This window comes from Haloarcula taiwanensis (genome assembly GCA_002844335.1).
Taxonomy (GTDB): Archaea; Halobacteriota; Halobacteria; order Halobacteriales; family Haloarculaceae; genus Haloarcula; species Haloarcula taiwanensis.
In genome coordinates this window covers 158,797-183,929 of sequence record CP019154.1, presented here as the reverse complement: position 1 = coordinate 183,929, position 25,133 = coordinate 158,797, and the positions used below count along the sequence as shown (strand labels likewise).

At 64.6% G+C, this 25,133-nt stretch carries 28 protein-coding genes; 15 read left to right on the top strand and 13 right to left on the bottom strand.

Annotated elements, in window-relative coordinates; genetic code table 11:
• Positions 1–58 precede the first annotated feature (58 nt).
• From BVU17_00975 to BVU17_00965, 3 genes are all read left to right on the top strand, one after another.
• Positions 59–856, top strand: a complete 798-nt coding sequence (locus BVU17_00975) for a hypothetical protein (protein ID AUG46165.1) — start codon at positions 59–61, stop codon at positions 854–856.
• Between the two features lie 107 nt (positions 857–963).
• Positions 964–1,149, top strand: coding sequence for a hypothetical protein (locus BVU17_00970; protein AUG46164.1), 186 nt, complete (start codon positions 964–966; stop codon positions 1,147–1,149).
• Between the two features lie 210 nt (positions 1,150–1,359).
• Positions 1,360–1,575, top strand: coding sequence for a hypothetical protein (locus BVU17_00965; GenBank protein AUG46163.1), 216 nt, complete (start codon positions 1,360–1,362; stop codon positions 1,573–1,575).
• Here the strand turns inward: BVU17_00965 and BVU17_00960 are convergent, their stop codons facing one another.
• Positions 1,576–2,571, bottom strand: coding sequence for an ornithine cyclodeaminase family protein (locus tag BVU17_00960; GenBank protein AUG46162.1), 996 nt, complete (start codon positions 2,569–2,571; stop codon positions 1,576–1,578). It abuts the gene before it with no gap.
• A 76-nt stretch (positions 2,572–2,647) separates the two neighbouring features.
• Between BVU17_00960 and BVU17_00955 the strand changes: the two genes are divergently transcribed.
• Positions 2,648–3,511 (top strand): hypothetical protein, encoded by an 864-nt coding sequence (locus BVU17_00955; GenBank protein AUG46161.1) that lies wholly within the window; start codon positions 2,648–2,650, stop codon positions 3,509–3,511.
• Between the two features lie 296 nt (positions 3,512–3,807).
• Here the strand turns inward: BVU17_00955 and BVU17_00950 are convergent, their stop codons facing one another.
• Positions 3,808–5,487: a thermosome subunit gene (locus tag BVU17_00950; GenBank protein AUG46160.1), complete on the bottom strand. Its 1,680-nt coding sequence runs from the start codon at positions 5,485–5,487 to the stop codon at positions 3,808–3,810.
• A gap of 174 nt (positions 5,488–5,661) precedes the next feature.
• Complete coding sequence (locus tag BVU17_00945; GenBank protein AUG46159.1) at positions 5,662–6,051, bottom strand: hypothetical protein; 390 nt, start codon at positions 6,049–6,051, stop codon at positions 5,662–5,664.
• Between the two features lie 114 nt (positions 6,052–6,165).
• On the opposite strand from BVU17_00945, the gene BVU17_00940 reads away from it, so the two are divergent.
• On the top strand, positions 6,166–8,994 hold the full coding sequence (locus BVU17_00940) for a DNA mismatch repair protein MutS (protein ID AUG46158.1): 2,829 nt from the start codon (positions 6,166–6,168) through the stop codon (positions 8,992–8,994).
• Positions 8,995–9,003: 9 nt separating this feature from the next.
• Here BVU17_00940 and BVU17_00935 read toward each other — a convergent pair whose 3' ends face one another.
• Complete coding sequence (locus BVU17_00935; GenBank protein AUG46157.1) at positions 9,004–9,720, bottom strand: bacterio-opsin activator; 717 nt, start codon at positions 9,718–9,720, stop codon at positions 9,004–9,006.
• Positions 9,721–9,839: 119 nt separating this feature from the next.
• On the opposite strand from BVU17_00935, the gene BVU17_00930 reads away from it, so the two are divergent.
• Positions 9,840–10,088, top strand: coding sequence for a hypothetical protein (locus BVU17_00930; protein AUG46156.1), 249 nt, complete (start codon positions 9,840–9,842; stop codon positions 10,086–10,088).
• 15 nt (positions 10,089–10,103) lie between these two features.
• Here BVU17_00930 and BVU17_00925 read toward each other — a convergent pair whose 3' ends face one another.
• Together BVU17_00925 and BVU17_00920 are read right to left on the bottom strand one after the other, a co-directional pair.
• Positions 10,104–10,823 (bottom strand): recombinase RecB, encoded by a 720-nt coding sequence (locus BVU17_00925; protein AUG46155.1) that lies wholly within the window; start codon positions 10,821–10,823, stop codon positions 10,104–10,106.
• A 9-nt stretch (positions 10,824–10,832) separates the two neighbouring features.
• Positions 10,833–11,270, bottom strand: a complete 438-nt coding sequence (locus tag BVU17_00920) for a hypothetical protein (protein AUG46154.1) — start codon at positions 11,268–11,270, stop codon at positions 10,833–10,835.
• 183 nt (positions 11,271–11,453) lie between these two features.
• On the opposite strand from BVU17_00920, the gene BVU17_00915 reads away from it, so the two are divergent.
• The 6 genes from BVU17_00915 to BVU17_00890 all read left to right on the top strand — a co-directional run bounded on the left by BVU17_00915 (position 11,454) and on the right by BVU17_00890 (position 16,355).
• Entirely contained in the window at positions 11,454–11,741 is a 288-nt protein-coding gene (locus tag BVU17_00915) for a zinc ribbon domain-containing protein (GenBank protein ID AUG46153.1), read from the top strand.
• Between the two features lie 109 nt (positions 11,742–11,850).
• Positions 11,851–13,143, top strand: a complete 1,293-nt coding sequence (locus BVU17_00910; protein ID AUG46152.1) for a hypothetical protein — start codon at positions 11,851–11,853, stop codon at positions 13,141–13,143.
• Positions 13,144–13,173: 30 nt separating this feature from the next.
• A complete protein-coding gene (locus BVU17_00905) occupies positions 13,174–14,157 on the top strand; it encodes a glucose-fructose oxidoreductase (protein ID AUG46151.1) in 984 nt (327 codons plus the stop codon).
• A gap of 117 nt (positions 14,158–14,274) precedes the next feature.
• Entirely contained in the window at positions 14,275–15,069 is a 795-nt protein-coding gene (locus BVU17_00900; GenBank protein ID AUG48801.1) for an oxidoreductase, read from the top strand.
• A 6-nt stretch (positions 15,070–15,075) separates the two neighbouring features.
• Positions 15,076–15,261: a hypothetical protein gene (locus tag BVU17_00895; GenBank protein ID AUG46150.1), complete on the top strand. Its 186-nt coding sequence runs from the start codon at positions 15,076–15,078 to the stop codon at positions 15,259–15,261.
• Between the two features lie 377 nt (positions 15,262–15,638).
• The gene (locus tag BVU17_00890) at positions 15,639–16,355 is read left to right on the top strand and encodes a hypothetical protein (protein ID AUG46149.1); all 717 of its coding nucleotides are present in this window, start codon (positions 15,639–15,641) and stop codon (positions 16,353–16,355) included.
• Positions 16,356–16,379: 24 nt separating this feature from the next.
• Here BVU17_00890 and BVU17_00885 read toward each other — a convergent pair whose 3' ends face one another.
• Both BVU17_00885 and BVU17_00880 read right to left on the bottom strand, forming a co-directional pair.
• On the bottom strand, positions 16,380–16,847 hold the full coding sequence (locus BVU17_00885; protein ID AUG46148.1) for a cupin: 468 nt from the start codon (positions 16,845–16,847) through the stop codon (positions 16,380–16,382).
• A gap of 316 nt (positions 16,848–17,163) precedes the next feature.
• On the bottom strand, positions 17,164–17,940 hold the full coding sequence (locus BVU17_00880; protein AUG46147.1) for a histidinol-phosphatase: 777 nt from the start codon (positions 17,938–17,940) through the stop codon (positions 17,164–17,166).
• A 152-nt stretch (positions 17,941–18,092) separates the two neighbouring features.
• On the opposite strand from BVU17_00880, the gene BVU17_00875 reads away from it, so the two are divergent.
• Positions 18,093–18,374, top strand: a complete 282-nt coding sequence (locus BVU17_00875) for a DUF2795 domain-containing protein (GenBank protein ID AUG48800.1) — start codon at positions 18,093–18,095, stop codon at positions 18,372–18,374.
• A gap of 116 nt (positions 18,375–18,490) precedes the next feature.
• Here BVU17_00875 and BVU17_00870 read toward each other — a convergent pair whose 3' ends face one another.
• The 4 genes from BVU17_00870 to BVU17_00855 all read right to left on the bottom strand — a co-directional run bounded on the left by BVU17_00870 (position 18,491) and on the right by BVU17_00855 (position 21,321).
• Positions 18,491–18,901: a hypothetical protein gene (locus BVU17_00870; GenBank protein AUG46146.1), complete on the bottom strand. Its 411-nt coding sequence runs from the start codon at positions 18,899–18,901 to the stop codon at positions 18,491–18,493.
• Entirely contained in the window at positions 18,898–19,584 is a 687-nt protein-coding gene (locus tag BVU17_00865; GenBank protein AUG46145.1) for a KaiA-binding protein, read from the bottom strand. Before BVU17_00865 ends, BVU17_00870 begins: the two co-directional genes overlap by 4 nt.
• 73 nt (positions 19,585–19,657) lie before the next feature.
• Positions 19,658–20,365 carry a hypothetical protein gene (locus BVU17_00860; protein ID AUG46144.1) on the bottom strand — a complete coding sequence of 236 codons (708 nt, stop codon included), beginning with the start codon at positions 20,363–20,365 and terminating at the stop codon, positions 19,658–19,660.
• Between the two features lie 50 nt (positions 20,366–20,415).
• Positions 20,416–21,321: an acetyltransferase gene (locus BVU17_00855; GenBank protein AUG46143.1), complete on the bottom strand. Its 906-nt coding sequence runs from the start codon at positions 21,319–21,321 to the stop codon at positions 20,416–20,418.
• A 131-nt stretch (positions 21,322–21,452) separates the two neighbouring features.
• On the opposite strand from BVU17_00855, the gene BVU17_00850 reads away from it, so the two are divergent.
• Together BVU17_00850 and BVU17_00845 are read left to right on the top strand one after the other, a co-directional pair.
• Complete coding sequence (locus tag BVU17_00850; protein AUG46142.1) at positions 21,453–22,466, top strand: CAAX protease family protein; 1,014 nt, start codon at positions 21,453–21,455, stop codon at positions 22,464–22,466.
• 24 nt (positions 22,467–22,490) lie between these two features.
• On the top strand, positions 22,491–23,543 hold the full coding sequence (locus tag BVU17_00845; protein AUG46141.1) for a general stress protein: 1,053 nt from the start codon (positions 22,491–22,493) through the stop codon (positions 23,541–23,543).
• A gap of 421 nt (positions 23,544–23,964) precedes the next feature.
• Here the strand turns inward: BVU17_00845 and BVU17_00840 are convergent, their stop codons facing one another.
• Entirely contained in the window at positions 23,965–25,014 is a 1,050-nt protein-coding gene (locus BVU17_00840; protein AUG46140.1) for a DNA repair and recombination protein RadA, read from the bottom strand.
• Positions 25,015–25,133: the final 119 nt, after the last annotated feature.

The following is a 25,133-nucleotide window of genomic DNA, read 5'->3' as shown; positions in this document are numbered from 1 at the left end:
TGTATCGACCAGTTTCGCCGAGATGCTTTTATCGGCTGGGAACGGTGGTTACTGCAGCGTGCCCGAAGCAATCGCCGTTCTCCACGTCGACGACGACCCCGACTTCGCCGAGTTTGCGGCGAGCCTCCTGGAGCGGCAGGACGACCGCCTCACCGTGGTCCGGGCAGACAGCGCCAGCGACGGCCAGGCACTGCTGGCGGAGCGGCCCGTCGACTGTGTCGTCTCCGACTACGACATGCCGCGCCTGAACGGCATCGAGTTCCTGCAGGCGATACGCGAGCAGTATCCCGACCTCCCGTTTATCCTGTTTACCGGGAAGGGGAGCGAGGAGATCGCCAGCGAGGCCATCTCCGCCGGTGTCACCGACTACCTCCAGAAGGGCAGCGACGTCGAGCGGTACGAACTCCTGGCGAACCGGGTCACGAACGCCGTCGCGCAGAACCGGGCCCAGCAGCGGGCGCTCGAAACCACACAGCGCTACGAGACGCTGTTTACGCACACGACCAACGCGATTGCCTCGGTCGAACTGCGAAACGGGGCCCCGATAATCCAGTCGGTCAACCCCGCGTTCGAGGCGACGTTCGTCCCGCCGGGAACGGACGTCGTCGGCCGGAACCTGGACCGGGTCATCACGGCGACCGACGCCCAGCGGGAACAGGCCGAACGCATCACGAGACGCGCCGAGACGGGGGACGTGACGACGACCGAGGTCACGCGCCAGACGGTCGACGGTCCCCGGACGTTCCAGCTCCAGGCGGTGCCGATAGACCCCGACGAGACGGGCGGGGTCTGTTCGGCCTTCGCGGTGTACACCGACGTCACCGACATCGCTGGGGACGACGAGACGCCGTCGTAGTCGAGTCGGCGACCCACCGGCGGCCGCGGTACGAGGCCGCCAGACCCCGGTCGACGGTCGGGAACCCACACAAGATTTTTGCCGGACTCAACAGGTGTCACAGACGTATGGTACACTGCCCTGACTGTGAGACCTCGCTCGAAACGGCCGACGACATCGAGTTCGTCGAAGTGGATGCTGTGACCGGGTTCATCAAAGCCTCCAAGCGATTTTACACCGCAAACTGCGCAGCGTGCGGCGTGACTATCGGTAGCGGCGTCGCCGGCGCGAAGTCCAACGGGGGTGCGGCCTGATGGTCCACTGTCCCGAGTGCGACGCGGAGATGGCCGACCAGGACGACGTTGAGTTCCTCGATATGGACTCGACGACCGGTTTCTTCACGGCCTCGAAGCGGTTCTACCTCGTCGCCTGTGGCGAGTGCGGGGCCGCCATCGGCAGCGGCGTCGCCGGCGCGATGTAGTCGCCGGGGCTAGGCTTATACACGTATCAGCGCAAGAGAGCGTATGGCAGAATCACCTGACGACACGGACGACAGCGGACGACTGCCGGCGGCGCTCCGGTCGGTCACGCCGGGGACGCGGAGCCGTCCCAACGAGGGGATGGATATGATCGGCTGGGGCATGCTCGTCGGCCTGCTCGTTTTGCTCTTCCCGCTCCTGCCGTTCATCGTCATCGTCTGGGGCATCTCGAAGGTCACGGACGCCCTCACGCCGACCTAGTCAGGTCGCGTCGGTGTCGACGAGCGGGAACGCCGTCCCGTCGCCCTCGGCGCTCGCGTTCTCGTAGACGACGTGTGCGGCCGCGACATCCTGAATAGCCAGCCCAGTCGAGTCAAAGAGCGTGATGCCGTCGTCGTCAGTCCGCCCCGAGAGGGTGCCCGCGACGATGTCGCCGAGCTCCCCGTGGAGGTCGGTGTCGGTCAGGACGCCCTCACCCCAAGGGACGTTAATCTCGCCGGAGTGGGTACACTGCTTGTAGTTGTCGATGACGAGTTTCGCGTCGAGCAGCGTGCGTTCGTCGTGTTCCTGCTTGCCGGCGGCGTCAGCCCCGATGGCGTTGATATGGGTGTGCTCGTCGAGCCACGCCCGCTCGACGATGGGGGACTCGACGGGCGTAATCGTCGACAGCACGTCACAGCCGGCGGCGTCCTCGATGGGACCCGCCTGCACGTCGAATCGGTCGGCGAACGCGTCGACGAACGCCTGCTGTTTCTCCGCGTCTCGGTCGGCGACGACCACCGTCTCAATGTCCCGCACCGACGAGATGGCTTCCAGTTGCGTGTAGGCCTGCGTGCCAGCCCCGACCAGTCCGAGCGAGGCCGCGTCGTCGACGGCAAGGTGGTCGGTGGCGACGGCGGCCGCCGCCCCGGTCCGCAGGCGGGTCAGGACGGTGCCGTCCATCACGGCCAGCGGGAACGCCGTCTCAGGGTCCGAGTAGATGAGCGTCCCGAGGACGGTCGGTAGGTCGTGGTCGCGGGGGTTGTCCAGATGGACGTTGACCCACTTGACCGCGGCAGCGTCCCACGTCTCCGCGTTGACGTAGGCCGGCATCGACCTGAAATCGCCGTTGTACTGCGGCAGGTCGATGTAGGACTTGGCCGGCATGATGGTGTTGTCTCTGGCATCGGCGGCAAAGGCCGCGGCAACCGCGTCGATAACTGCTGGCATCGTCGCGTGGTCCTCGACCGCGTCCGCGCCGAGAAGCAGCGTCTGCATACGAAATATTGGCACTCGGTAGCACTTATACCCCCGCTGTCACAGGGGTTATATTACCACGCGACCAGGCATCGGTATGCGTCGCGGGGTGGCAATTGCCGCGGTCTGTCTCTGTCTGCTGAGCGCCGGGTGTACCGGTCTGTTGGGGGACGACGCGGCTGCCAGAGAGACGGTGACGCCAGCCCCAGTCCCGACTGCAGACGCACCGACGGGTCCGGTACAGCGTGCCCCGGGCGTCGTCGGCGACCGCGTCGTCAACGCTACCGCGCTCGGCCGCGCCCACGTCAGCCAGCTCTCGAACACCTCCTATCGAGTCCACCACACCAGAACCGTCATGAACGGCAGCGGCTTGCACAAGCGCGTCCGGACCCGTGCCAGTATCAGCGCGGGCTACGAGTCGTACACGGCCACTCGAACGATATCCGGACAGGGTGTGACAGCGCGTGCGGTCCACAGCACCTGGCGGGACGGCCGTGCGCTCAGGCGGACGACCGTCAACGGCTCGACATCGGCGAAGGTGGTGGCGGACAGTCGGGGTATCGGTGGCCCGCCGCGCTCTCCTCGGGCCGCGCTGTTCTTCGAGCCAACGTTCAATGCGCGTCTCATGGCGTTGTTTTCCGCCACCAACAGCACAGCCATCCGCCCCGGCGATGAGGTCATCAAGCAACTGTACGGAGTGTCGCTGTATCGCGTCAAAGGAACCGGCACAATCGACGACAGCGCGATTGCCACCCGCCCCGTCGACCGTGTGAGCAATGTCTCCCTCTCGGCAACCGTGACGCCTAACGGCATCGTTCGGAGCTACGCGCTCCAGTACACGGCCGTCAACGGAACGGCTACCCACCGAGTGACTGAGATCCTCCGCTACAGCGACCTCGGGACGACGGACGTGGTGTTCGAAGACCGACACCAGCGAAACCGAACAACAGGACCCGACTGATGCGAGGGACGGCTGGACACTGTCACGGGAGCGCCAAAACGGAGAGAGGCCCCCACCCACTGTCACCAGTCCGTCCCACCAAACGGACCGGGACAGTCGATACTTCGTAGAGAGATACCTAACTGTTCCTCCAGTTTCACGTCTCGATATACACGCTGGGATGACTCGGCGCGTTACAGAACCGCAAAAAAACCGAATCGCAAGCGGCGATTCGCTCGTTCGGAGGTCTCTCCGGTCGACTGCTGACTCACGGGCCGATGGCCCGTTGTCTATCCGAGGTTCCGACGGAACCTCGCTTACATCATGCCGCCCATGCCGCCGCCCATGCCACCCATGCCGCCAGGGGCGCCACCGGGGCCGCCGGGGCCGTCTTCGTCGCCGCCGGAAGTCGAGAGTTCGCCGGCAGCGATGATGTCGTCGATCTTGAGGACCAGGTTCGCGGCCTCGGCAGCCGAGGAAATCGCCTGTCGCTTGGCGTGGGCTGGCTCGACGACGCCGGTATCGAGCGTGTTCTCGACATCACCGGAGAAGACGTTCAGGCCGGCGCTGACATCGCCGTCCTCGTGGGCGGCGCGCAGGTCGACCAGCGTGTCGATGCTGTCGAGACCGGCGTTCTCGGCGAGAGTGCGCGGGATGATTTCCAGCGCGTCGGCGAAGGACTCGATGGCGAGCTGCTCGCGGCCTTCGACGCCGTCGGCGTAGTCGCGGAGACGGCGGGCGACTTCGACTTCGGGTGCGCCGCCGCCACCGAGAACGCTGCCGTTGGCAACGGTGGACGCGACGACGTCGAGCGCGTCCGTGACGCCACGTTCGAGTTCATCGACGACGTGGTCGGTCGACCCACGGAGCAGGAGGGTGACGCCGTGAGCCTCGTCGCCGCTGCCCTCGACGTAGAACAGGCCTTCGGCGTCGTCGCGGGTGACGGAGCCGTGGCCGAGGTCCTCCGCGGTCGCGGAGTCGAGGTCCGAGACGATGCGAGCGCCGAGGACTTCCTTGAGGAACTCGATGTCGGACTTCTTGGCGCGGCGGACGGCCAGAATACCCTTCTCGGCGAGGTAGTGCTGGGCCATGTCGTCGATACCCTTCTGACAGAAGACGACATCGGCGCCGGTGTCCGCGATCTGGTCGACCATCTGCTTGAGCTGCTCCTCTTCCTTGTCGAGGAAGTTCTGGAGCTGGCTCGGGTCGTCGACGGAGAGCTGGGCGTCGACTTCGGTCTCGTCGAGTTCGATGGCCGTGTCGACGAGCAAGACATCGGCGCCGTCGACTTCGGTCGGCATCTCCTCGTGGACCGGGTCTTTGTCGATGACCGCGCCTTCCAGCAGCTCGGAGTTGCCGGCGGAGCTGCCGGTCTGGGTCTCAATGTTGAGGTATTCGAGGTCGGCAACGACGGAGCCGTCATCGGCCTCGACGGTCACGGCGTTGACCGCGTCGACGATGAGCTGGGCGAGCAGCTCCTTGTTGAGCTCCGCGCCCTTGCCCGTCATCGAGGTTTCGGCGACCTTCTTCAGGAGTTCCTCGTCGTCGGGGTCGACTTCCGTGGCGATGTCCGCGAGCTCATCCTTGGCCTGCGTGGCGGCCATGTTGAAGCCCTTGATGATGGCCGTCGGGTGGATGTCCTGTTCGAGGAGGTCCTCGGCGTTCTTGAGGAGTTCGCCTGCGATGGCGACGGCGGAGGTGGTGCCGTCACCGGCCTCGTCTTCCTGTGTCTCGGCAACCTCGACGATCATCGACGCTGTCGGGTTGTCGATATCCATCTCCGAGAGGATGGTGACGCCGTCGTTCGTGACGGTCACGTCGCCCATCGAGGAGACGAGCATCTTGTCCATCCCCTTCGGGCCGAGCGTCGAGCGTACTGACTCGGCGACCGCGCGAGCGGCCGAGATGTTGTGTTCCTGTGCAGACTTGTCCTTCATCCGCTGGGAGTCCTCTCCCAGGATGATCATCGGCTGGCCCTGCATCTGGCGTTGGCTCATAATCAAGCGAAGATTGCATGTGGTTCTATATAAAAGTAGGGGTTATAGGATGCTCACCGGCCGCCCGCCGACACGACCGGAACAGGTGAAATCACCCGACTGAGGTGGTACTGTCCGTCAACAGTGGTAGCTGTTGGCACGCCCCATCAGGACGGTGCCGGGCTGTTTATATATTCACTCGACGGGTTCCGTCCAGTGGACCGTGACCGACCCGACGACGAATGCGTCCTTCGAGTCAGTGTCCCGTCGGAACTGAATCGTGTTCTCGCCGCGGTGCAGTCGCTCGGGCGCAATCGTGTCCATCCAGAGCTGCCACCCCTCGCCCGGCGCGATGTCGAACCCCGACAGCGGGTCCCCGTTGACCACGATTTCGTGGTCGAAGTCCTCGACGTCGTAGACCTGCATCTGCACGTACGGGTCTGCTGGTGACGAGGTGGGGATGTCGACGGAAACCGGGTCGGTCGAATCACCGCTGTACTCGGCCCACGGAACGTCGAGCGAGTCCGCCGACGGGCCGAGGTGTTGCTGGAACTGACAGAGCGCGTAGTTGGCGCGACGTGACATACAGCCTACGTCTCTCGGGCGGTATAAAAATCAGAGGCCGGGTCGGCGATACCTAGCGGTCACGCTACGGCGGAGAGCGGAGCGCCTATGGGGAGTCGGCTGTTGCCACCGGGTATGGACGCTGCGCTTGGCCCGCCCGAGCAGATGGCCGAGCTCGAGGGGGACCTGACGCCGATGATGGCACAGTACTACGAGCTGTGCCGCCAGTACGACGACGCCCTGGTCCTCTTTCAGGTCGGGGACTTCTACGAGGCCTTCTGTGCGGCCGCGAAACGGGTCGCCCGACTGTGTGAGATTACGCTGACCCAGCGCGAGGACTCGACCGGCGAGTACCCGATGGCCGGTATCCCCATCGACAACGCCGAGTCCTACGTCGAGACGCTGCTGGACGCTGGCTACCGGGTCGCTATCGCCGACCAGGTCGAGGACCCCGACGAGGTCAGCGGCGTGGTCAAGCGGGCGGTCACCCGCATCGTCACGCCGGGGACGCTCACCGAGAGCGAACTGCTCGGCGGCGCGGACAACAACTACGTCGCTGCTTTGACCGAAGGCGAACGGTACGGGCTGGCGCTGCTGGACGTGTCGACCGGCGACTGCTACGCCACGAGCGTCGGCTCGGAGGCCGCCGTCGCCGACGAACTCAGCCGGTTCGGCCCCGCCGAGGCAATCGTCGGGCCGGATGTCGACGTGGACCGGGACGCCGTCTTCGGCCCGGCCTGTCTGGTGACGCGCTACGACGCGGACGCCTTCGCCCGGGAGCGCGCCGAGGACCGCGTGTCCCAGTACTTCGGCCCGCCGGAGCGCCTGCTCGCCGGCGACGCGGAGATTCGGGCCTGCGGCGGCCTGCTGGCCTACGCGGAGTACACCCGCGGCAGCGCGGGCGCGGTCGGCCCCGACGGCGAACCGGTCGACCCCGACGTGGACCCCGCCGGCACGCTCGATTACCTCAATCACCTCACGCGGTACGACCCGCGGGAGTACATGCTGCTCGACGCCGTCGCCGTCGAGAGCCTCGAACTGTTCGAGCGGCGGTCGGTGCGGGGCCACGAGAACCGCACGCTCGTTGACACGGTCGACGAGACGGCGTGTGCGCTGGGCCGGCGGAAGCTGACCGACTGGCTCCGCCGCCCGCTGCTCGACGCCGAGCGCATCGAAGCCCGCCACGGCGCGGTCGCAGAACTTCAGCGCGACCCCGTGACCAGAGAAGCCCTGTCTGACCTGCTCGCGGACGTGTACGACCTCGAACGGCTCATTTCTCGCGTCTCTCGGGGTCGGGCGAACGCCCGTGACCTCCGGTCGCTGGCCGCCACGCTATCTGTCGTGCCCGAGGTCCGAGAGGAGCTGGCCGACGCCGATGCCCGCCTGCTCGCGGACCTGCACGCGACGCTGGACCCGCTAACTGAAACCCGCGAAGAAATCGAGGCGGCCATTCGCCCGGACCCGCCACAGCAGGTGACCGAAGGCGGCGTCATCCGCGAGGGCTACGACGATGAACTGGACCGACTGCGTTCGACCGAGCAGTCCGGCAAAGAGTGGATAGACGAACTGGAAGCGAGCGAGCGCGAGCGCACCGGCATCGACTCGCTGAAGGTCGGCCACAACTCTGTCCACGGCTACTACATCGAGGTGACCAACGCCAATCTCGATTCCGTCCCCGAGGACTACCAGCGCCGTCAAACGCTGAAAAACAGCGAGCGCTACTACACGCCGGAACTCAAGGAGCGCGAAGAGGAGATTCTGCGAGCCGAGAGCGCGGCCGACGACCTGGAGTACGACCTGTTCTGTGCGGTCCGGGACGAGGTGGCCGACGGGGCCGAGCGCGTGCAAGCCCTGGCCGAGCGGCTGGCTCGCCTCGACGTGCTGGTCTCTTTTGCCGAGGTCGCGGCGCAGTACGACTACTGCCGGCCCACCGTCGGAAGCGACGGTATCGACATCACCGCCGGCCGCCACCCGGTCGTCGAACGCACCGAAGACGCCTTCGTCCCCAACGACACGGGGCTGGGCGGCGGGCCGGTCGGGGACAAAACGGACGGGAGCGGCGACGGCGACGCCGCGGACGACAGACAGCCCTTCCTCGCGGTCGTCACGGGACCGAACATGAGCGGGAAGTCGACGTACATGCGCCAGGTCGCGCTGATATGCCTGCTCGCGCAGGCGGGGAGTTTCGTCCCCGCGAAGGCGGCGGACCTCCCGATTCTCGACCGGGTGTTCACCCGCGTCGGGGCCAGCGACGACATCGCCGGCGGCCGCTCGACGTTCATGATAGAGATGACCGAACTGGCGACGATTCTGGACGCGGCGACCGGAGACTCGCTGGTCCTGCTGGACGAGGTCGGCCGCGGCACGTCGACGGCCGACGGGCTGGCTATCGCCCGCGCCGTCACCGAGCATCTCCACGACGAGGTGGGCGCGTACACGCTGTTTGCGACCCACCACCACGACCTGACGGCCGTCGCCGCGGCGCTGCCCGGCGCGACCAACCGCCACTTCGAGACCAGCCGCAAGGACGACGACGTGCGCTTCGACCACGAACTCGCGCCCGGTCCCGCGGCGGCCTCCTACGGCGTCGAAGTGGCGAGCATGGCCGGCGTCCCCGAATCCGTCGTCGATCGGTCACGGGCCCTTCTGGCGGAGGCCGAAGCGACCGATTCGGGCGTCGAAGGGTCGAGTGGGGCAGAATCCGAGGGCAAAACGATGGGTGACTCCGATACGGGTTCCGCCCCCACGGCGACGACTAGAGCGACGGAGAACGGACCAGCGGTGGCGGCGGCCGATGAGGCTCCAGCAGACGACCACAGACAAGGGATGCTTCGGGCGAACGGAGCCGCCGAGGGCGAGTTGCCAGAGTCAGTGGCACAGCAGTTAGCGTCGCTGGACGTCGCGACGATGACGCCGATAGAGGCGATGAACGCGCTCGCGGACTTGCAGGACAGACTCGAATGACAGCGCCGGTCAGCTATCACCCTCAGCAGCCAGGTCGTCGTGCGGGCAGGCGAACATGGTCGCGACGAGTTTCTGTTCGGCAGCCCGCAGATGCTTGTGAAGCGTTGGCTCCGAAATATTGAGAAGCGAAGCGAGGTCCGCAGCTGTCGCTTCGCGGGGCCAGCTGTAGTACCCCGCTTCGTGGGCCGTCACGAGAGCCTCCCGCTGGCGGTCGGTCAGTGATTCGGTGTGGGACGCGTAGTTCTGGAACCCGAACAGCGGGGCGATGGACTCGTGCTGCTTTTTCGCTGCGAGTTCGGCCTCTGAATGGGCCGTCAGGAACGATTCGATAACCGAAGCCGTCTCGGTCTGCCTTGGAACATCGGCTACGATAGTCCCCTGTCCGTCGACACTCCGGGCGGTCCGTGGTACCGCCCCGGCGTCCGCAAGCGAGACAACGGGACAGTTGTCCTGTACGGTGATCTCGACGAGGCCGCCGTCGTCGGTGCGCTCAAGTACCCGCGCCTTACCACGGGTGTCGTCACTGATTCGCTCAACAAGCCGCTCAGGGGGCGTGTCTTCGACCGAAAAAAACTCCGCATACGTGTCGTCCGTCTGTGGCAGGCATTTCTCGAGAATCACTGAACACGATTCGGCTGCAGACACGGATACGAAGGGGTACGAGCCATCAGACAGGGCAAATTCCACACGGGTTACCGCCCGGCCGTTACCAGGCTGTTGGGACATGAATAAGTGCAGTCGGCACGTCGTGAAGAATGTTGGCATGGGTCGTGGTTCGGCGTTTACTATACTAGCCATACTGAACTTTACACTACAGAGTGAATCCAGCATGAGGGCAGAGAACCGTGTCTGGAACATCACCAACCGTTATCGAAGCTCACGGCCCTGACCAGTCTATCGTCACGGCAGTCGTTCGCGCTGTCGCGACCGCGGAGAGACGGCCGGTCAAGACGCTCCCGCCGCTGGCCGACAGTATCAATCCAGATGCACTGACGACGTGTATCGCGGATTCGAACACTACCGGTCACGTCGCGTTCGACTACAGCGGCCACCGCGTGGTCGTCGACACCGACGGAACGGTCACCGTGGACTAGGAGCCGACACGGGCGTTACGGCGGCTCCAGCGAGACGAACTCCAGACCGTTCTCGGCAAGCAACTGCCGAGCCCGATCCGTCACGGACGGTGCGACAAGAATCCCCCGGACCTCGGTGTCAGCGTGTAAGTCGCGTCCCAGAGCATCGACGTACCGACCAAGCTGGCCGACAGCGTCGGGACCCACGCGGCGGCGCTTGAGTTCGAGTATCGTCGTCCGACCGTCGGCGTCCTCGCCGTAAACGTCGACCGCTCCGGCGGGGGTCTCGCGTTCGGTCGCCAGCGGCGTAAACCCTGACTCGACCAGCGCCGGCTCGGCGAGGATGCGGTCTTTCAGGTCGGCTTCCGTCCCGGTGAGTGTGAGGTCTTTGGAGTCCGTCACGTCGAAGGCGGCGGCGTGGGCGACTGTCTCGAACGCGACCTCCAGCGACTCCTCGGGGGTCGACCGCGTGGAGCGGACGACCAGCGAATCGTCGTCGACGCTGATGCTGTGTTCACAGCCCGGCGGCTGCCAGTTCACCGGCTGTTGGCCCTCATCGGTGTGGACCAGTGCGGCCCCGTCGGGCTTGAGCATCACGTGGCGGTCGCCAAGCCCCAGCGAACTGGCCGCTCGCCCCTCGTACTCGACCGCACAGGTGCCGACAAGCGTCACTAGCGCGCCGCGGTCAGTGGCACGCGACGCGAGGTCCAGCGCGTCGGCGGGGTCAGGGTACGTCAGCGTTTCGACGGCGGTCACGGATGGCGGTTAGCGGTCCCCGCGTAAAAAGGACGCGTCGTCGGGGCAGTGGACGGACGAAGCACGGTCACGGAGCGACGCGAGCAGGGCACGCCGAACGGTCGCCGGGTCACGGCCTTCGCTGTCGAGGGCGCGACAGGCCTTGTCCTTCCGATCGACCCACCACGTCCGGAACGACTCAGGGTCGGCAGTGCGGGCGAGGACGATGTCGTCGGGAGCCGACAGTGTCGGGTCGAGCCAGCAGACGGCGTAGGTCCGGACCGAGCGGTCGAGCACGACAAACTGCTCGTAGGTGGCATCGATGGCACTGAGGGCAGCCGACGCTGTCAGGCCAGTCCCGAGCGGTCGAGACTGAGCGATGGGGTCGGCGTCGACGCCCCAGTGTGCGACGCGGCAGTCGTAGCGGCCGTCGGGGCGAGCGACAGCGACGAGCGTGCGACGGCCCATCAGGGACCTCCGAGCGTGTCAACGGGCATGCGTACCCCTGGCTGCGTGGTCCTATTTGAACGCTGGCCCACAGGACACCTCCGATGCCTGCTCGGTACGGGAGACAGTGCCAGACCCGTCGAAATCGCCGACCATTGGTAACTCGGCACAACCCTCAAGTAGTACGTTCACGTACCGTCACATATGATGGTGAGCGAGTGGCTCTACGGCGCAATCGCGCTTCTCGTGGGGCTCCACGTCCTGACCATGCTGTACGCGTACCGGCACCGGGGTGACCCAGCCGGTGCGACTGGGCAGGGCGAGGCCGAAGGGCGCCGTGGCAGCGCCACCGACGACAGCACTGAATCCATCGACTGTCCCCACTGCGGGGCGAGGAACGAGCAGGACTACCAGTTCTGCCGGCAGTGCGTCGCCGACCTGACCAGCGGAAGCCCGCAGCGCCAGCCGACGGACCGAAGCCAGCCGTACTGAGAGCGTTGCAAGGGAGGGTCGAAACGACCAGTTTGAGCGCTGCTATCGGCCAAAGGATTTATTTCTACGACAATATATTTGAATATACTGTCACGAACAGGGGTGAACTGTGGAAACTGTTATCGACGTACGTTCCGCGGGTCGACCAGCGGTATTCGACCGGGCGAACACCGACGGGCTGTTCGGACGCAAGCGCCGCCTGCAGCAGCCGCTGGAGCAGTATCTACAGCGGGCAGAGACACCGAGCTATCTCGCGTACAACGACCAGTCCGGCGTCGTCGCTGCCCGGGGGAACAGCGAGTCGCTCACGCCGGCCGGCGACTACCGCGCGTATCTGCTCGCCACGACCGTTCGAGTCCTGTTCGTCGTCGGCGACGACGACCGCGACCGGACCATCTCGCTTCCCCACGAAGGCATCGTTGCCGTGCACTGTTCGTCGGGACTCCGCACGTCGACGCTCGAAATCGTCACCGTCGACGAAGACCGCTGGGCGTTCGAATGCAAGGGCGATCTAGCGCCAGTTCGGTCGTTCATCGACGAAGCCACACAGGTCTGGACGCGCACGCTCACCGAGCTTGATCGGGCAGAGTCCCAGGTCGAGGCCGCTGTGACAGCACTCGAAGCAACAGATTTCGAGACAGCAGCCACGCATATCACGGCCGCACAGGAAGCGCTCGACAACGGGCGAAAGCGGGTCGAAGCACTGGGCGAGGGGGCGAGAGCGGCCGTCGATGGACGACTCCAGTCAGCGCAAGCACGCATCAACACCTGCCAGCGCCGACGCCACGTCAGCGCGGGCGATGAGTACCGCGACACGGCCCGCCGCGCATGGGAGAACCGGTCGTACGAACGGGCCGCAGATGCATACGCACAGGCCGGCGTCGAGTACGAGCGAGCGCTGGCCGTAACGGCATCGGAGCCGCCCACAGAAGCCATCACGGATGCTCGAAACGCGGTCGAAGCGGAGTACACCGAACTCCGGTCAGCCCCAGTCGACGCGGCGCAGGTGGCTGCAAGCGCGGCCAGAGCCACGACAGACCCAGCAGAGCGAGCGAGACACTGGGAAGACGCTCTCGACCGCTACCGGACGGCGTACGAACTTGACTGGGGTCGTGACCGTCGCTTCGACGGCGACCGGGCGTCGCTCCGACAGGCGCTCGCGGACATCGCTGTCAAACTAGTCGATGCACATCGTGAGGCGGGGCGACAGGCGCTTGGGGAAGCTGGCGAGTCAAAAAGAGCGGCGTCCGAGACCGCGTGTGACAGCGCGACGATACACTTCGAGCGCGCACGCGAAGTTGCCGCCGAACTCGTGCCGGACAGACGCGGGTCGGCGACGGACGAACTAGCCGCCGTGTCCGAACAGGGCGTCAGCGTCGAGGCGGAGCCGAAAGGTCGGTAATTGTTTATCACCGCGGAGCCGGGTATCGGTATGCGCTTTGGAATTATTTCGACGGCAGGAATCGCGCGCAAGGACGTGATTCCGGGTATCCAGAAGTCTGCTCACACGGTCGCGGCCATCAGCTCCAGAACCCAAGACCGTGCCAGCGAGGTAGCCGACGACCTCGGTATCGACAGTGCCTTCGGCGACTACGAGACGATGTTCGCCGAGGCGGACATCGACGCGGTGTACAACCCGCTTCCGAACGCGCTCCACGCCAAGTGGAGCCAGCGGGCCGCCGATCACGGCCTCGACGTGCTCTGTGAGAAGCCACTGACCGTCGACACCGCTGAGGCAGTGGACCTCTTCGATTACTGTGCCGAGCAGGGCGTCACGCTGATGGAAGCGTTCATGTATCAGTTCCACCCGCGGACCCAGCGGGCCAGGGAAATCGTCGAAACCGAACTGGGCGAGGTACACACCGTCGACGCATCGTTCAAATTCTCGCTCACAGACCCCGACGATATCCGTCTGGACCCGGAGCTGGCCGGTGGGAGCCTGATGGACGTAGGCTGTTACGCCGTCAGCGCGGTCCGGGGCTTCCTCGGCGAGCCAAGCCAAGCGTTTGCGCATGCCCGGGACTCCCAGAACAGTGGCGTGGACACGAACCTCAGCGGCGTCCTGTCGTACGACGACGGGCGGGTCGCCTCGATTTCCTGTGGGTTTGACGGACCGAGACGGGAGTACTACCGAGTCGAAACGGACGACGGCTGGCTCGAAGCGCCGAACTGCTTCGGCCCGGACCACGACCAGTCCGTCTCGCTGACCTACAGCGTCGACGGCCGCGAGGTCACCGAAACGTTCGATCCGGTCGACCACTACCAGTTGCAGGTCGAGGCGTTCGCAGACGCTATCGAGAGCGGGGAGACACCGCCCATCGACCGGGCCGAAACACTGGGGAATATGCGCGCCATAGATGCGCTGGCCAGAAGCGCGGACACCGGCGAACCGGTCCACGTCGCCAGTCCCGAGTGAGAGGCGACCGGGTGTGTACTGTAATGCGGCGAGCGCGAAACGGTTTTGACTGCCGCGGGTGAGGCACGTACTGTGACACCCCCAACAGCGACACTCCCGAGTGGCGACGAACTGCCGATGGTCGGCGTCGGGACGTGGGACATCGACGGCGACACCGTTCAGCAGTCCGTTCGAGCCGGACTCGACGCGGGCTACGGCCACGTGGACACGGCCGAAGGGTACGAGAACGAGGGCGAAATCGGCGCGGCCCTCGCCGACTACGACCGCGAGGACGTGTTCCTCACATCAAAAGTGCTGCCAAAGCATCTCGACTACGAGTCGGTCATCGAGGCCTGTGAGGCGTCGCTGGACCGACTTGGGACTGATTACCTCGACCTGTATCTCGTCCACTGGCCCAACCCCGCAACCTCCATCCGGGAGACGATGAACGCGATGGCCACACTCCGCGATCAGGGGAAGATCCGCAACGTCGGCGTCTCGAACTTCAGCGCGTACCAGCTCGGGGCCGCCCAGCATGTCGCCGACGTGCCTATCGCTGTCAATCAGATCGAGTACCATCCCTGGAACACGCAGGACCAGGTGGTCGAGTTCTGTCGCGACACCGACACTGTCGTTGAGGCCGCCGCGCCACTGGGTCGAACGGAAGTGTTCGCGGACGATGTCATTCAGGACCTGGCAGAGAAATACGACAGGTCGCCGGCTCAGATTGTCCTGAAGTGGGCGGTCGAGAACGAGGTGGTCGTCCTGCCGAAGTCCTCCTCGCCCGAGCACGTCCGCCAGAACTGCGACCTGTTCGACTGGGACCTCGACGCCGCCGACCACGAGCGCATCGATGCCATCGAACGCGAGCAGGCAGTCTACGATACCGGTGTCTACGACTGGGACAACGACACCTACGGTATCTCGCAATAGGTTCCGATGGTCGAACCGCCCGCACTGGACCGCTGGGACGCCACGGCCGCGGCAAGCATCGCCGTTTTGCTTGTCGTGGCGTACGTGCTGATTCCCGACCCGACGATCCAGTACGGGACGTGGCTGATCGTCTTTTGCATCTGGATGGCCTGGTTCGTCTCTTTCGGTGCCAAATGGTTATACGGCCCCTAGAGGGGTGCGTTGAAGCTTTTACTCGATTCCGTGTCAGCGGAGATTTATTTACTCCCGCTCTCTATACACGCTTGATGCCCCGTATCGAAGTCTCGGAAAACCTGTACCGGCAGATCGAGAGCGAGGCCAACAACGACGACTTCAACGACACGCTGTGGAAGATGGTCGGCTCCTATCGGCGGACGAACAACCCGGAAGCGGACCAGACGTAACACGTATCGCAGTCGTCGCCCCGTAGCGGGACGATTCTGAGTGGGCAGCTGTTCCTGATAGCCGCTGTGCCAGCGGGCGCTTCGACCCGGTGTCCCGTCACTGTGAGCGGCAATCACTGCCGTCGGTACGCACGTTTTTACGATTCGAACCGCTCCGTACTGGTAATGAGGCCACGAATCGCCCTGCTGAACGCAGCCCACGACGGCGGCGACAACCGCCGGAACTTTCGGCGGGAACTCGACGCCGACCTCGTGGAATACGACGTGACCGAGCGCGAACTGCCCGACACCTTCGCGTTCGACGGCTGTCTGGTCACGGGCAGCCGCGCGTCCGTCTACTGGGACGAACCATGGATCCGTGAACTCGAATCCTGGGTCACGGACGCAGTCGACCGTAACATCGCGTTCCTGGGCGTCTGTTTCGGCCACCAGTTGCTCGCACATGCGCTCGGCGGCACCGTCGAGCCGATGGACGAGTACGAAATCGGCTACCGGACGGTCGACCACGACGGCGAGAACGAACTGCTCGCCGGCGTCGACGAGTCGTTCACTGTCTTTACGACGCACTCGGACCGCGTCGCCGAGGTGCCACCGGGCGCGACCACGTTCGCCGAGAACGACTACGGCATTCACGGGTTCCGGAAGGAGAACGTCTTCTCGGTGCAGTTCCACCCCGAGTACGACCCCGAGACGGCCGAGACAGTGACGAAGGGCAAGGACGACCAGCTCGCCGACGAGCGCATCGAAGCGGTACTGGACGGCGTCACCGAGGCGAACTATCGCGCCGCCTGCGAGGCCAAGCAGCTGTTCGACAACTTCACCGAGTTCGCTGCGCGTTACGCGGGTGACGTGACCGGCGCTACCACCGCTGCCGACGACTAACCGACCGGCTTCGCCGCAGTGGCGCTACGAGAACCGGCCGGTTTCTGCGTCACATTCCGCACAGCGTGTCACGAGCGCGTCCCGGTCGGCCGTCATCTCGACGTAGTTGTGCGTGCGACCGCCACACTCCTCGCAGTGTCGAAGCATATCCGTATCGCCCATCTCCTGTGGTGCGCCGAGCGCAAGCGCGACGACACGCTCCTCGCCCTCGTTGTGGCCGCGTTGCCACTCACCGGGCGCAAAGCGGATCGCCTCTCCGGCTGCGACGCGGACATCACCGTCCTCCGTTTCGAACGTCGCCGTGCCCGACTGGATGATAAATACTTCCTCCTGTTCCGGGTGGCGGTGGTAGCCGAAGCCGAAGGATTCGCCGGGTGCCAGTTCGTAGTGATTCAACGCGATATTGTCGGTGCCAAGTGGACCAGCGAGCGCCCGCTTGACCGACGCCGGCCCCATCCGCGATTCGACGGCGTCGATACTGACTTTCTCCATAGTTGCCATGTACGGGGGACAGTCCTTAACGGTTAGTCAGAGTGGGTCACAGCGGAGACGCGGGGGACACAGCAGAAGCAGCAAAACGGAGCGTCGGTCACTCGCGTCGGTCGATGTCGAGTTCCTCGTCGAGGTCTTCGAGCCAGTCGGCGTCTTCCAGCTCCGCCATCTGTTCACGGAAGTGCGTCTTGCAGACACCGACCTTGACGCCGTCGTTCTCGACGGCGATGTCGGCTTCACGGTCGCAGTAGTGACACTGCATACTCGAATAGTAGTCCCGCACGACATTGAACCCTCGGGTTCCGTCTGCCGGTTGTCAGACACCGAGGGCTGTTTCGACCCGGTCCCAGGCGGCCGCGCCCAGACCAGTGTCGCCCAGTGTCTCTCCGTGGGCGTCGCTGCCGCCGGTCGGAATCAGTCCGTGCCGCTCGATGGCGTCGTCGACGAGACCGTTGTCGACCGCTCGGCCGTACGGATACCACCGTTCGACGGCATCGAGCGACGCACACGTGGACAGCGCGGCCGCAGTGTCCCGGTAGCGGAACGGGTGCGCGAGGCCGACCAGCCCGCACGCGTCCGAGAGCAACGCACAGCCGCGCTCGAACGACGGGACCTCCCGGGCGACATAACAGGGGCAGTCATCGCCGATGAGGTCGTCGAACGCGGACTGAAAGGTGTGGTCCGACACCTCGGCGATAGCGCTGGCGATGTGGGGACGACCGAGGCCGTCACGCGGCTCGACGGGGAGCGAGACGCCCAGGCGGTCCTCGACACACTCGATGATGCGCGCGCCGCGCTCGCGGCGGTTCCGCTGGATGCGCGCACACTCGACCCGGAGTTCGTCGGTCGGGTCGACACCGTAGCCCAGCAGGTCCAGTCGCTGTATCTCGCTTTCGACGCGGAGTTCGATACCGTGGAGCAGCGTCACACCGTCCCGTTCGGTGACGGGACCGTCGAGAGCAGGCTGGAGGCGGTCGTGGTCCGTAACGGCGACAACCTCGACACCCGCTTGTCTCGCGGCGGCCGGGACCGAATCGAGCGTGAGCGTCCCGTCGGAGCGAGTCGTGTGTACGTGCAAGTCAGCGACGACCATACCACGTCCACACCTCCCAACAGCAAGCCGCTTCTGATTAGACCATGTGTCGTGACCACACGAAACGTGGGTTCCTTATACGCATTAAGGGATATTATGATTATCTATAGTGAAGGTTTATTAGGAACCATGAACTTTCGGTAGATATGCGAATGCTAAGCAACGCGACGGACGCCTTCCAATCGTACGACTACCCGATTTCCGCGGAGGAAATCATCGAGAGCGACGGCGACATGGAACTGGAACTGCCAAACGGCACCGAACGGCTGGGCGACGCACTCAGCCGATCGGCCCCGGAAACCTTCGAAAGCGCGGAAGACGCTGAGTTCGCAGCGTTCTCGGGTGTGTCGAGCAAGGCCATCGGCCGGAAGGGCTACTCCGACCGCGACCCGATCTGCATGGGCGAAGACGGACCGGACCAGGTCTCCTTCTAACGGCCTGGAACGGCCTGCAGTCATCCCCAGCTCTGGACGGATTTTCCGTCTCCTTCGGTTTTACACAGGCGAGCGGCAGCACTATTCGGACAGTCGCCGCGCGCACCATAGAACGGCTATCGGTCGAGAAAGTCCGGTTTGTCGACGGCGTCAGTGCTGTCGATTGACTGCCTGTCCAGCAGTTCCGACGAATCGAGCGCCGACGGCAGGCCATCGCGGCCGCCAGTCGGCACGTCCGCCTCGTCGATGTACGTCTTCTCGCCGTTGATCAGGTCGGCCCAGACGGCGTCCCGGTCGGCGCTGGTCGCCTCCGCCGCTTCCTTCGCTTCGTTGCGACCTTCGTCGTACGCGAGTTCGACCATGCTCTTGTGGTACGCCGAGTTCATCTCGGCGTAGATGGCTTCGAGTTCGTCGCGATTGAACTCCCCGAGGCGCTCGGCGACGCCGATAGCGTATGCCCTGTCGGTGGCCTCGTCCTTGTCGAGAGTGTCCCAGTCGGTGCCAAACTCGCGCTCGTAGCGGCTCATGTCTCCACTTTCCGATCAGGGTTGACCCGAAGTCCGGCGTCAGAAAAGGAGATTTCACGGATGTCACAGTCGATAGCTGTCCCCCGCATCTTGATAACCTGAACGCCGCGGGTCATGCTTCCGTTTTCGAGGAAATTGTGGAAGAAGACGACGCCGTGGGCGAGATAGTGCTCGTCACTGTAGGAGGACGGGTCGGTCATCTCGGAGATAAGGAGCGTCGTCGCGTCCGTCTGTTTCAGCGCGGAGAGAAAGCCCGTGATCTCGTCCTCGACGTCGTTCATAAAGTGCTGCAACAGCATCGTCGAGTCGATAACGACCCGCTGGATATCGTTCTGTCTGATATAGGCGACGAGTCGGTTCGTCAGACCGCCTTCGCTGCCGAACTGCGTGATAGTTCGTTTCCCGCTCTCGGTGACGAGGTTGAGGAACTGGATGGCGTCAGATTGCATGGCCCGGTCGAAACCGAAGTCGTAGCCGGCCATGTCCTGCATCAACTCCGACTTGGTTTCGTGCATCGTCACGTACAGGCACGTCTCACCCTCCTTGACGCCCTGTGTAATGAACTGTGAGCAAAACGTTGTCTTCCCGCTGCCCGGCGGGCCGCTGACCACGTAGAGACGGTTCGGAAGTAAGCCCCCCTCAATGAGTTCATCGAATCCGGGGACCCCACTAGAGAGACGCATATCAGCTATCTGAGTCCGTCTGGACATATGCTTTCACATTCTATTTTCACCGGTGATAACTCATTCGGCTGCGTCAGCGTTCGATAGCGCTGGTGTTGCTATCGGCCAGTTCGAGCAGTCGCTCCGTGCCGGCCTCGTCGAACCGCATCGGCCGTCGCCACCACGGCCCCTTCCCCGAGTCGGACGACAGTTCGGTGACCAGTTCGTTCGCGTCGGTGCCGCCGCTCGGGGCCGACAGCGGGACCACTGTGTTGTACAGTTGTGACTCGGCGGCATTGCCGCGGATGAGAACGCGAGCGTCGAACGGGTCCCGTTTCACGTGGGCGTTCGAGGCGAACTGGGCCCGGTCCTCGGGCGAGAGGTCGCGGTACTCGTCGCCGGTCACCGCGTCGCGGACGAGGCGGAAGTGGCCGATGACATACGCGCCCCATTCTGGCGGAGCCCAGGCCGGCGCGTCGCCGACGGTCGAGAGCGTCGCGTAAAAAAAGAGGTAATCGCCGGCCGACAGCCCCGAGAGCGGGCCGGCCTTCACGCCGTGTTCGTCGCCGTAGGTGTAGCGCTCGCCGCCGGCCTCGGGGAACTCCGGGTCGAAGTGGACCGGCCGGTCGGCCACCGCGGAGACGTCAGTCCCCAGGTCGAGGTCGGCGTAAGTCGGCACTGGCTCGCTGGTCGGCTCCGACTCGGGAATCGGGACGTATTCGAAGGAGCCGTCGGGAAACAGCGGTCCTCGGAAGCCGGGTTCGTTCGTGTTAGCTCCGACGTTGATGGCGACGCTGCGCATACGTAACCGTCGTCGGGTGTAACAAAAGGGATGACGGCGCGTGCTGACACCTACTCTCGGTCCGGCGGCGAGAGAGTCCGCTGGAACTCGTCGAACTTGTCGAGGTCGTCGGGGAGGTCGTACGACAACTGCCGCTCGGCACGGCGGTCGACGTTCGCCCCTTCGATTGGCTCCGCAACGGACTCCCAGCCGTCCTTGACTGTCAGGGATTTCGCCGGCGTGCCGGCAGCGATGTGGTGGGCGGGGATGTCCTTCCCGGCGATAGACTTTGCTGCAAGGATGGCGTTTTCCCCGACCTTCACGCCGGCCCGGACCATCGAGTCGTAGGTCAGGCGCACGTCGTCTTCGATGATGGTGTGGTAGTTGTCGACGTGGGTCTGGTCGACGGCGTCGTGGTCGTGGCTGTAGACGTGGGTGTCATCGGAGATGGAGACGCGGTCGCCGATAGTGAGCTTCCCACGGTCATCCAGATGAACGTCGTCATGGACAACGACGTTGTCACCGATCTCGATGTTGTGGCCGTAGGTAAAGGAGATACCCTTGAAAAATCGACAGCCCTCACCACAGGACTCAAAGAGGTGGTCGGCGAGCATCCGCCGGAACCGGAGCGCGAACTCAACGTTGTCCGCCATCGGCGTCGCGTCGAACTGCCGCCAGAGCCACTGGAGGTGCTTCGAGCGTTTGAACCGTTCCTCGTCTTTTTCCGCGTAGTACTCGCTCTCGAGGGTCGTGTTACAGGGGTCATACCCTTGGAGCCGGACCCGCTCGGCCGGGGAGATATCCGCGCCGTCCTGCCAGCGCTCGTAGGCCTCTCGGTCGCCGTGGAGGTCGATGAGCACGTCAGTGACAACGTCGCAGGTGTCCTCGTCACCAGAGAGGCGTTCGTCGACCTCGTCGATGAACGCCCTGAGCCCCTCTTCGGCGAGCGGTGGCAGCGACACGTGACGCTTCGTCATGTCGAGTACGTGGCTTCGCGGGCAGATAGGGGTTTCCGTTACGTGAAACCTACCCAGTAACATCCGTGTCACGGCACCAAGTGGCACAGCGAGCAAGCCACAGTTAAGACAACGCCGTCCCAGACGACGGCATGGTCAGGTCGGATTTCATCATGGAGATACGGCGCTACATTGTCAATCCCGCCGAGCGCCGGCTGCGAGCGCCGTGGCGGGTGACGGTGTGGCTGTTTCTCGCCGGATTCGGCCTCGTACTCCTCTCAGGGGTGGTCGCGGTGGTGTCGTCGGTAGTGCGCATGACGCCGGCGGTCGCAGTCACGCGCCAGATTGCGCTCTTCGCTGCCGGAACCGGCATCGCTGTTGTAATCGGCTATCTGCTCGACCGGCGGACACTCCGGGACTACGGCCTAGGGTTCGACGGGCAGTGGTGGCGCGACGCGGCGTTCGGCCTCGCGCTCGGGGCGGGGCTGCCCACGCTCGTCCTCCTCGTCGAGGTGGCCGTCGGGTTCGCCGAGGTCAGCGTCGCCCTCGCAACCGTCGACAGCGGACCGCTTCCGCTGACTGCGTTCGGGCCACCGGTCGCCGTCATCCTTCTGGGGGCGTTCTTCCTCGTCCAAGCAACTGCCGAGGAGGTGCTCGTCCGTGGATATCTCCTGACAAACACGGCTGAGGGGCTCGCCGGGTGGGTCGGTAAGCGAGGCGCGATCATCGCGGCGACAGGGCTGACGGGCGCACTGTTCGGTGTCCTCCACTGGACAAACCCCAGCGCGTCGCTGCTCAGTGTGGCCAACATTACTCTCTACGGCTTCCTGCTCGGTGCGTGTTACGTCCTGACCGGGCGGCTCGGAGTCGCCAGCGGCTTCCACGTCGCCTGGAACTACACGCTGGCACTGCTTGGCTTCCCAGTCAGCGGCCTCCGGATGGGCGTCGCCATGCTCTCGACGACCGCAACCGGCCCCGCGCTCGTGACCGGCGGCGGGTTCGGTCCCGAAGGGGGACTCATCGCCATTCCACTGCTCGGCGTTGGCGGGGCCGCGCTGTACTGGTGGGTCCACCGCGAGTACGGCGCGGTCGAGTTGCTTGACGACATTGCGACCCCACAGCTCCGGGTTCGAACGCGGTCCGACACGGCAAACCAAGACGGCTAAGTGGACAGCGCCGCTACGTCGGGTATGGAATACGCGACACTCGGAAACTCCGGCGTCGAGGTCTCGGAAGTCGGGTTCGGTGCCTGGGTCGTCGGGACGGACTGGTGGGGCGACCGCACCCGCGAGGACGCCGTCGAGATGGTCCAGCACGCGCTCGAAGAGGACGTGACCTTCTTCGACACCGGCGACGTGTACGGCCACGGCGACAGCGAGGAGATAATCGGCGAAGCGCTGGCGGAACACCGCGACGAGGTGACGGTCTCGACGAAAATCGGCTACGACTTCTACAACAACCCACAGGCAGGCCACGGCGAACTCCCGAAGAAGATTACGCCCGAGTGGGTCCACACCGCCGTCGACCGCTCGCTCGACCGCCTCGGCATGGACCACGTCGAACTCCTGATGCTTCACAACGCCAACGTCGACGAGGTCGACGAGGACGTACTGGAAGCGCTAGACGAACTCCGCGAGGAAGGCAAAGTCGAGGCCATCGGCTGGGCGCTTGGCCCCTCCATCGGCTGGCTCGCCGAGGGCGACGCCGCGGTCGCAAACGAGTTCGACGCGCTCCAGACCGTCTTCAACCTCTTCGAGCAGACTCCCGGCCAGCACTTCATCGACACTATCCGCGAGCAGAACGCCGATACGTCGGTACTCGCTCGTGTCCCGCACTCCTCGGGCCTGCTGAACGAGCAGGTGACCCCCGAGACGGAACTCGGCAAGGGCGACCACCGCTCGCACCGACCCAGCGAGTGGTACGAGACCGGCTGGGAGAAAGTCGAGGAAATCCGCTTCCTAGAGCGGGACGGCGAGCGGACAATGGGACAGGCCGCCATCCAGTGGCTCCTGTACAACGACGAGGTGGCGTCGGTCACCCCAACGTTCCGGACGAACGCCGACATCGACGAGTGGGCCGGTGCGCCTGACACGCCGCCGCTCAGCGACGAGGAGTACGACCGCGTGCAGGACCTGTACCGGGACAACTTCGGCATCGACCGCGACGACGGGATGGACGCTCTACGCTCGTCGGTCGGCGGTGCGGACCTCGAAGACACCGGCATGAAATCTGCCGGGGACTGACGGCGAGGCGGTGGAGCGCCGACGCACGGGCAGACGTGCGACTGATTTGACGCTGCGCACCTGATTTCCACATCGTCCGACCACCGAGGAGCGGGCACTGAAATCTCCAGTCGACGGTGTACCCTCTGCAAACATCGACGACCGGACAGCCGTCTGCTGATTCCCGGCTACGACCCCCCTGTTTCAACAGGAGATGTATCGCCGTCCTGCGGTTAGGGTGTTGAAGTTTCACATTCACCACGGTGCGTCTGACAGCCGCAAGACGCCAGACGGGAGTCGGTTCGAGATGAAACGAAGGGGTTCGAGTCGCGGGACCAGTCCACATACTAGTCCGGGAAAAAGCTGTCGGAGGTGTCAAAGGCCGCTGGAGAAAACGCTCTGCAGTCGATCGAGTCGGCGAGCCGTGACTGCCGGATCTGGACTACTCGTTCAGCAGGCCGTCCTCTTCGACGCGCATGACACCCTCGCCGTCCGGGAGGTTCGGCGCGTCGACGAGCTTGACGATGCGCTTGTTCCCCTTGGACTTGCGGAGGTACATCCGGAACGTGGAAGTGTGGCCGAGGATGTTGCCACCGATGGGCTGGGTCGGATCGCCGAAAAAGGAGTCCGGGTTCGAGGCGACCTGGTTCGTGACGACGACAGCAGTGTTGTTGAGGTCACCGACGCGCATCAGGTCGTGGAGGTGCTTGTTGAGCTTCTGCTGCCGGTCGGCGAGTTCGCCACGCCCGACGTACTCGGCGCGGAAGTGAGCAGTCAGCGAGTCGACGGCGAGCAGGCGGACGGGGAACTCCTCGTCCTGACTCTCGCTGGCGATTTCCTGTGCCTTCTCGGCGAGAAGGATCTGGTGGTTGGAGTTGAACGCCTTCGCGACGTGAATCTTCTCCAGCACGGAAGAGACGAGGGCGTCGAGCTGGTCGTCGTCGGTGGGGTCAGCGTCGTCTGCTTCCTCAACGACGCCGTGGAGGACCAGCGTGTCGGCCAGAACCTCGTCATCGAGGCCCTTGACCATCTGTTCGATACGCTCGGGGCGGAACGTGTCCTCGGAGTCGACGAAAATGGCGCTTCCCTCCAGCCCGCCGTGTTCGGCGGGGAGCTGGACGTTGACGGCGAGCTGGTGCGTTACCTGAGACTTACCGGCCCCGAACTCGCCGTACACCTCGGTGATGGACTGGGTCTCGACGCCGCCGCCGAGCAGGTCGTCGACCTCGTCGACGCCCCAGGAGAGCTTCCCGATCTGTTCGCGGCGTTCGAGTACCGTCGATCCAGTCTCGAAACCACCGATATCGGCCGCTTCACGAGCTGCCTGGATGATATCGGCTGCCGACGATTCGCCGATGTCGGCCGTGTTCGACAGTTCGCCGGGAGAGGCAACCGCAATTCCCTGGTAGGAGTCGTAGCCGTTGTCTTCGAGTTTCTCTGCTGTCGCCGGACCGACACCCGGCAGCTCTTCGAGGTCCTCACTTGCGGACATAGACGTGGCTTGTGCGTCCGTGGGTATAAAGCCTCGTTAACACCAGAGTGAAAGTGAAAGTGTAGGACGGCAGCGGGATAATACGGAATGGAATCGGGAGTTTTAGATGTGAAAGGGAA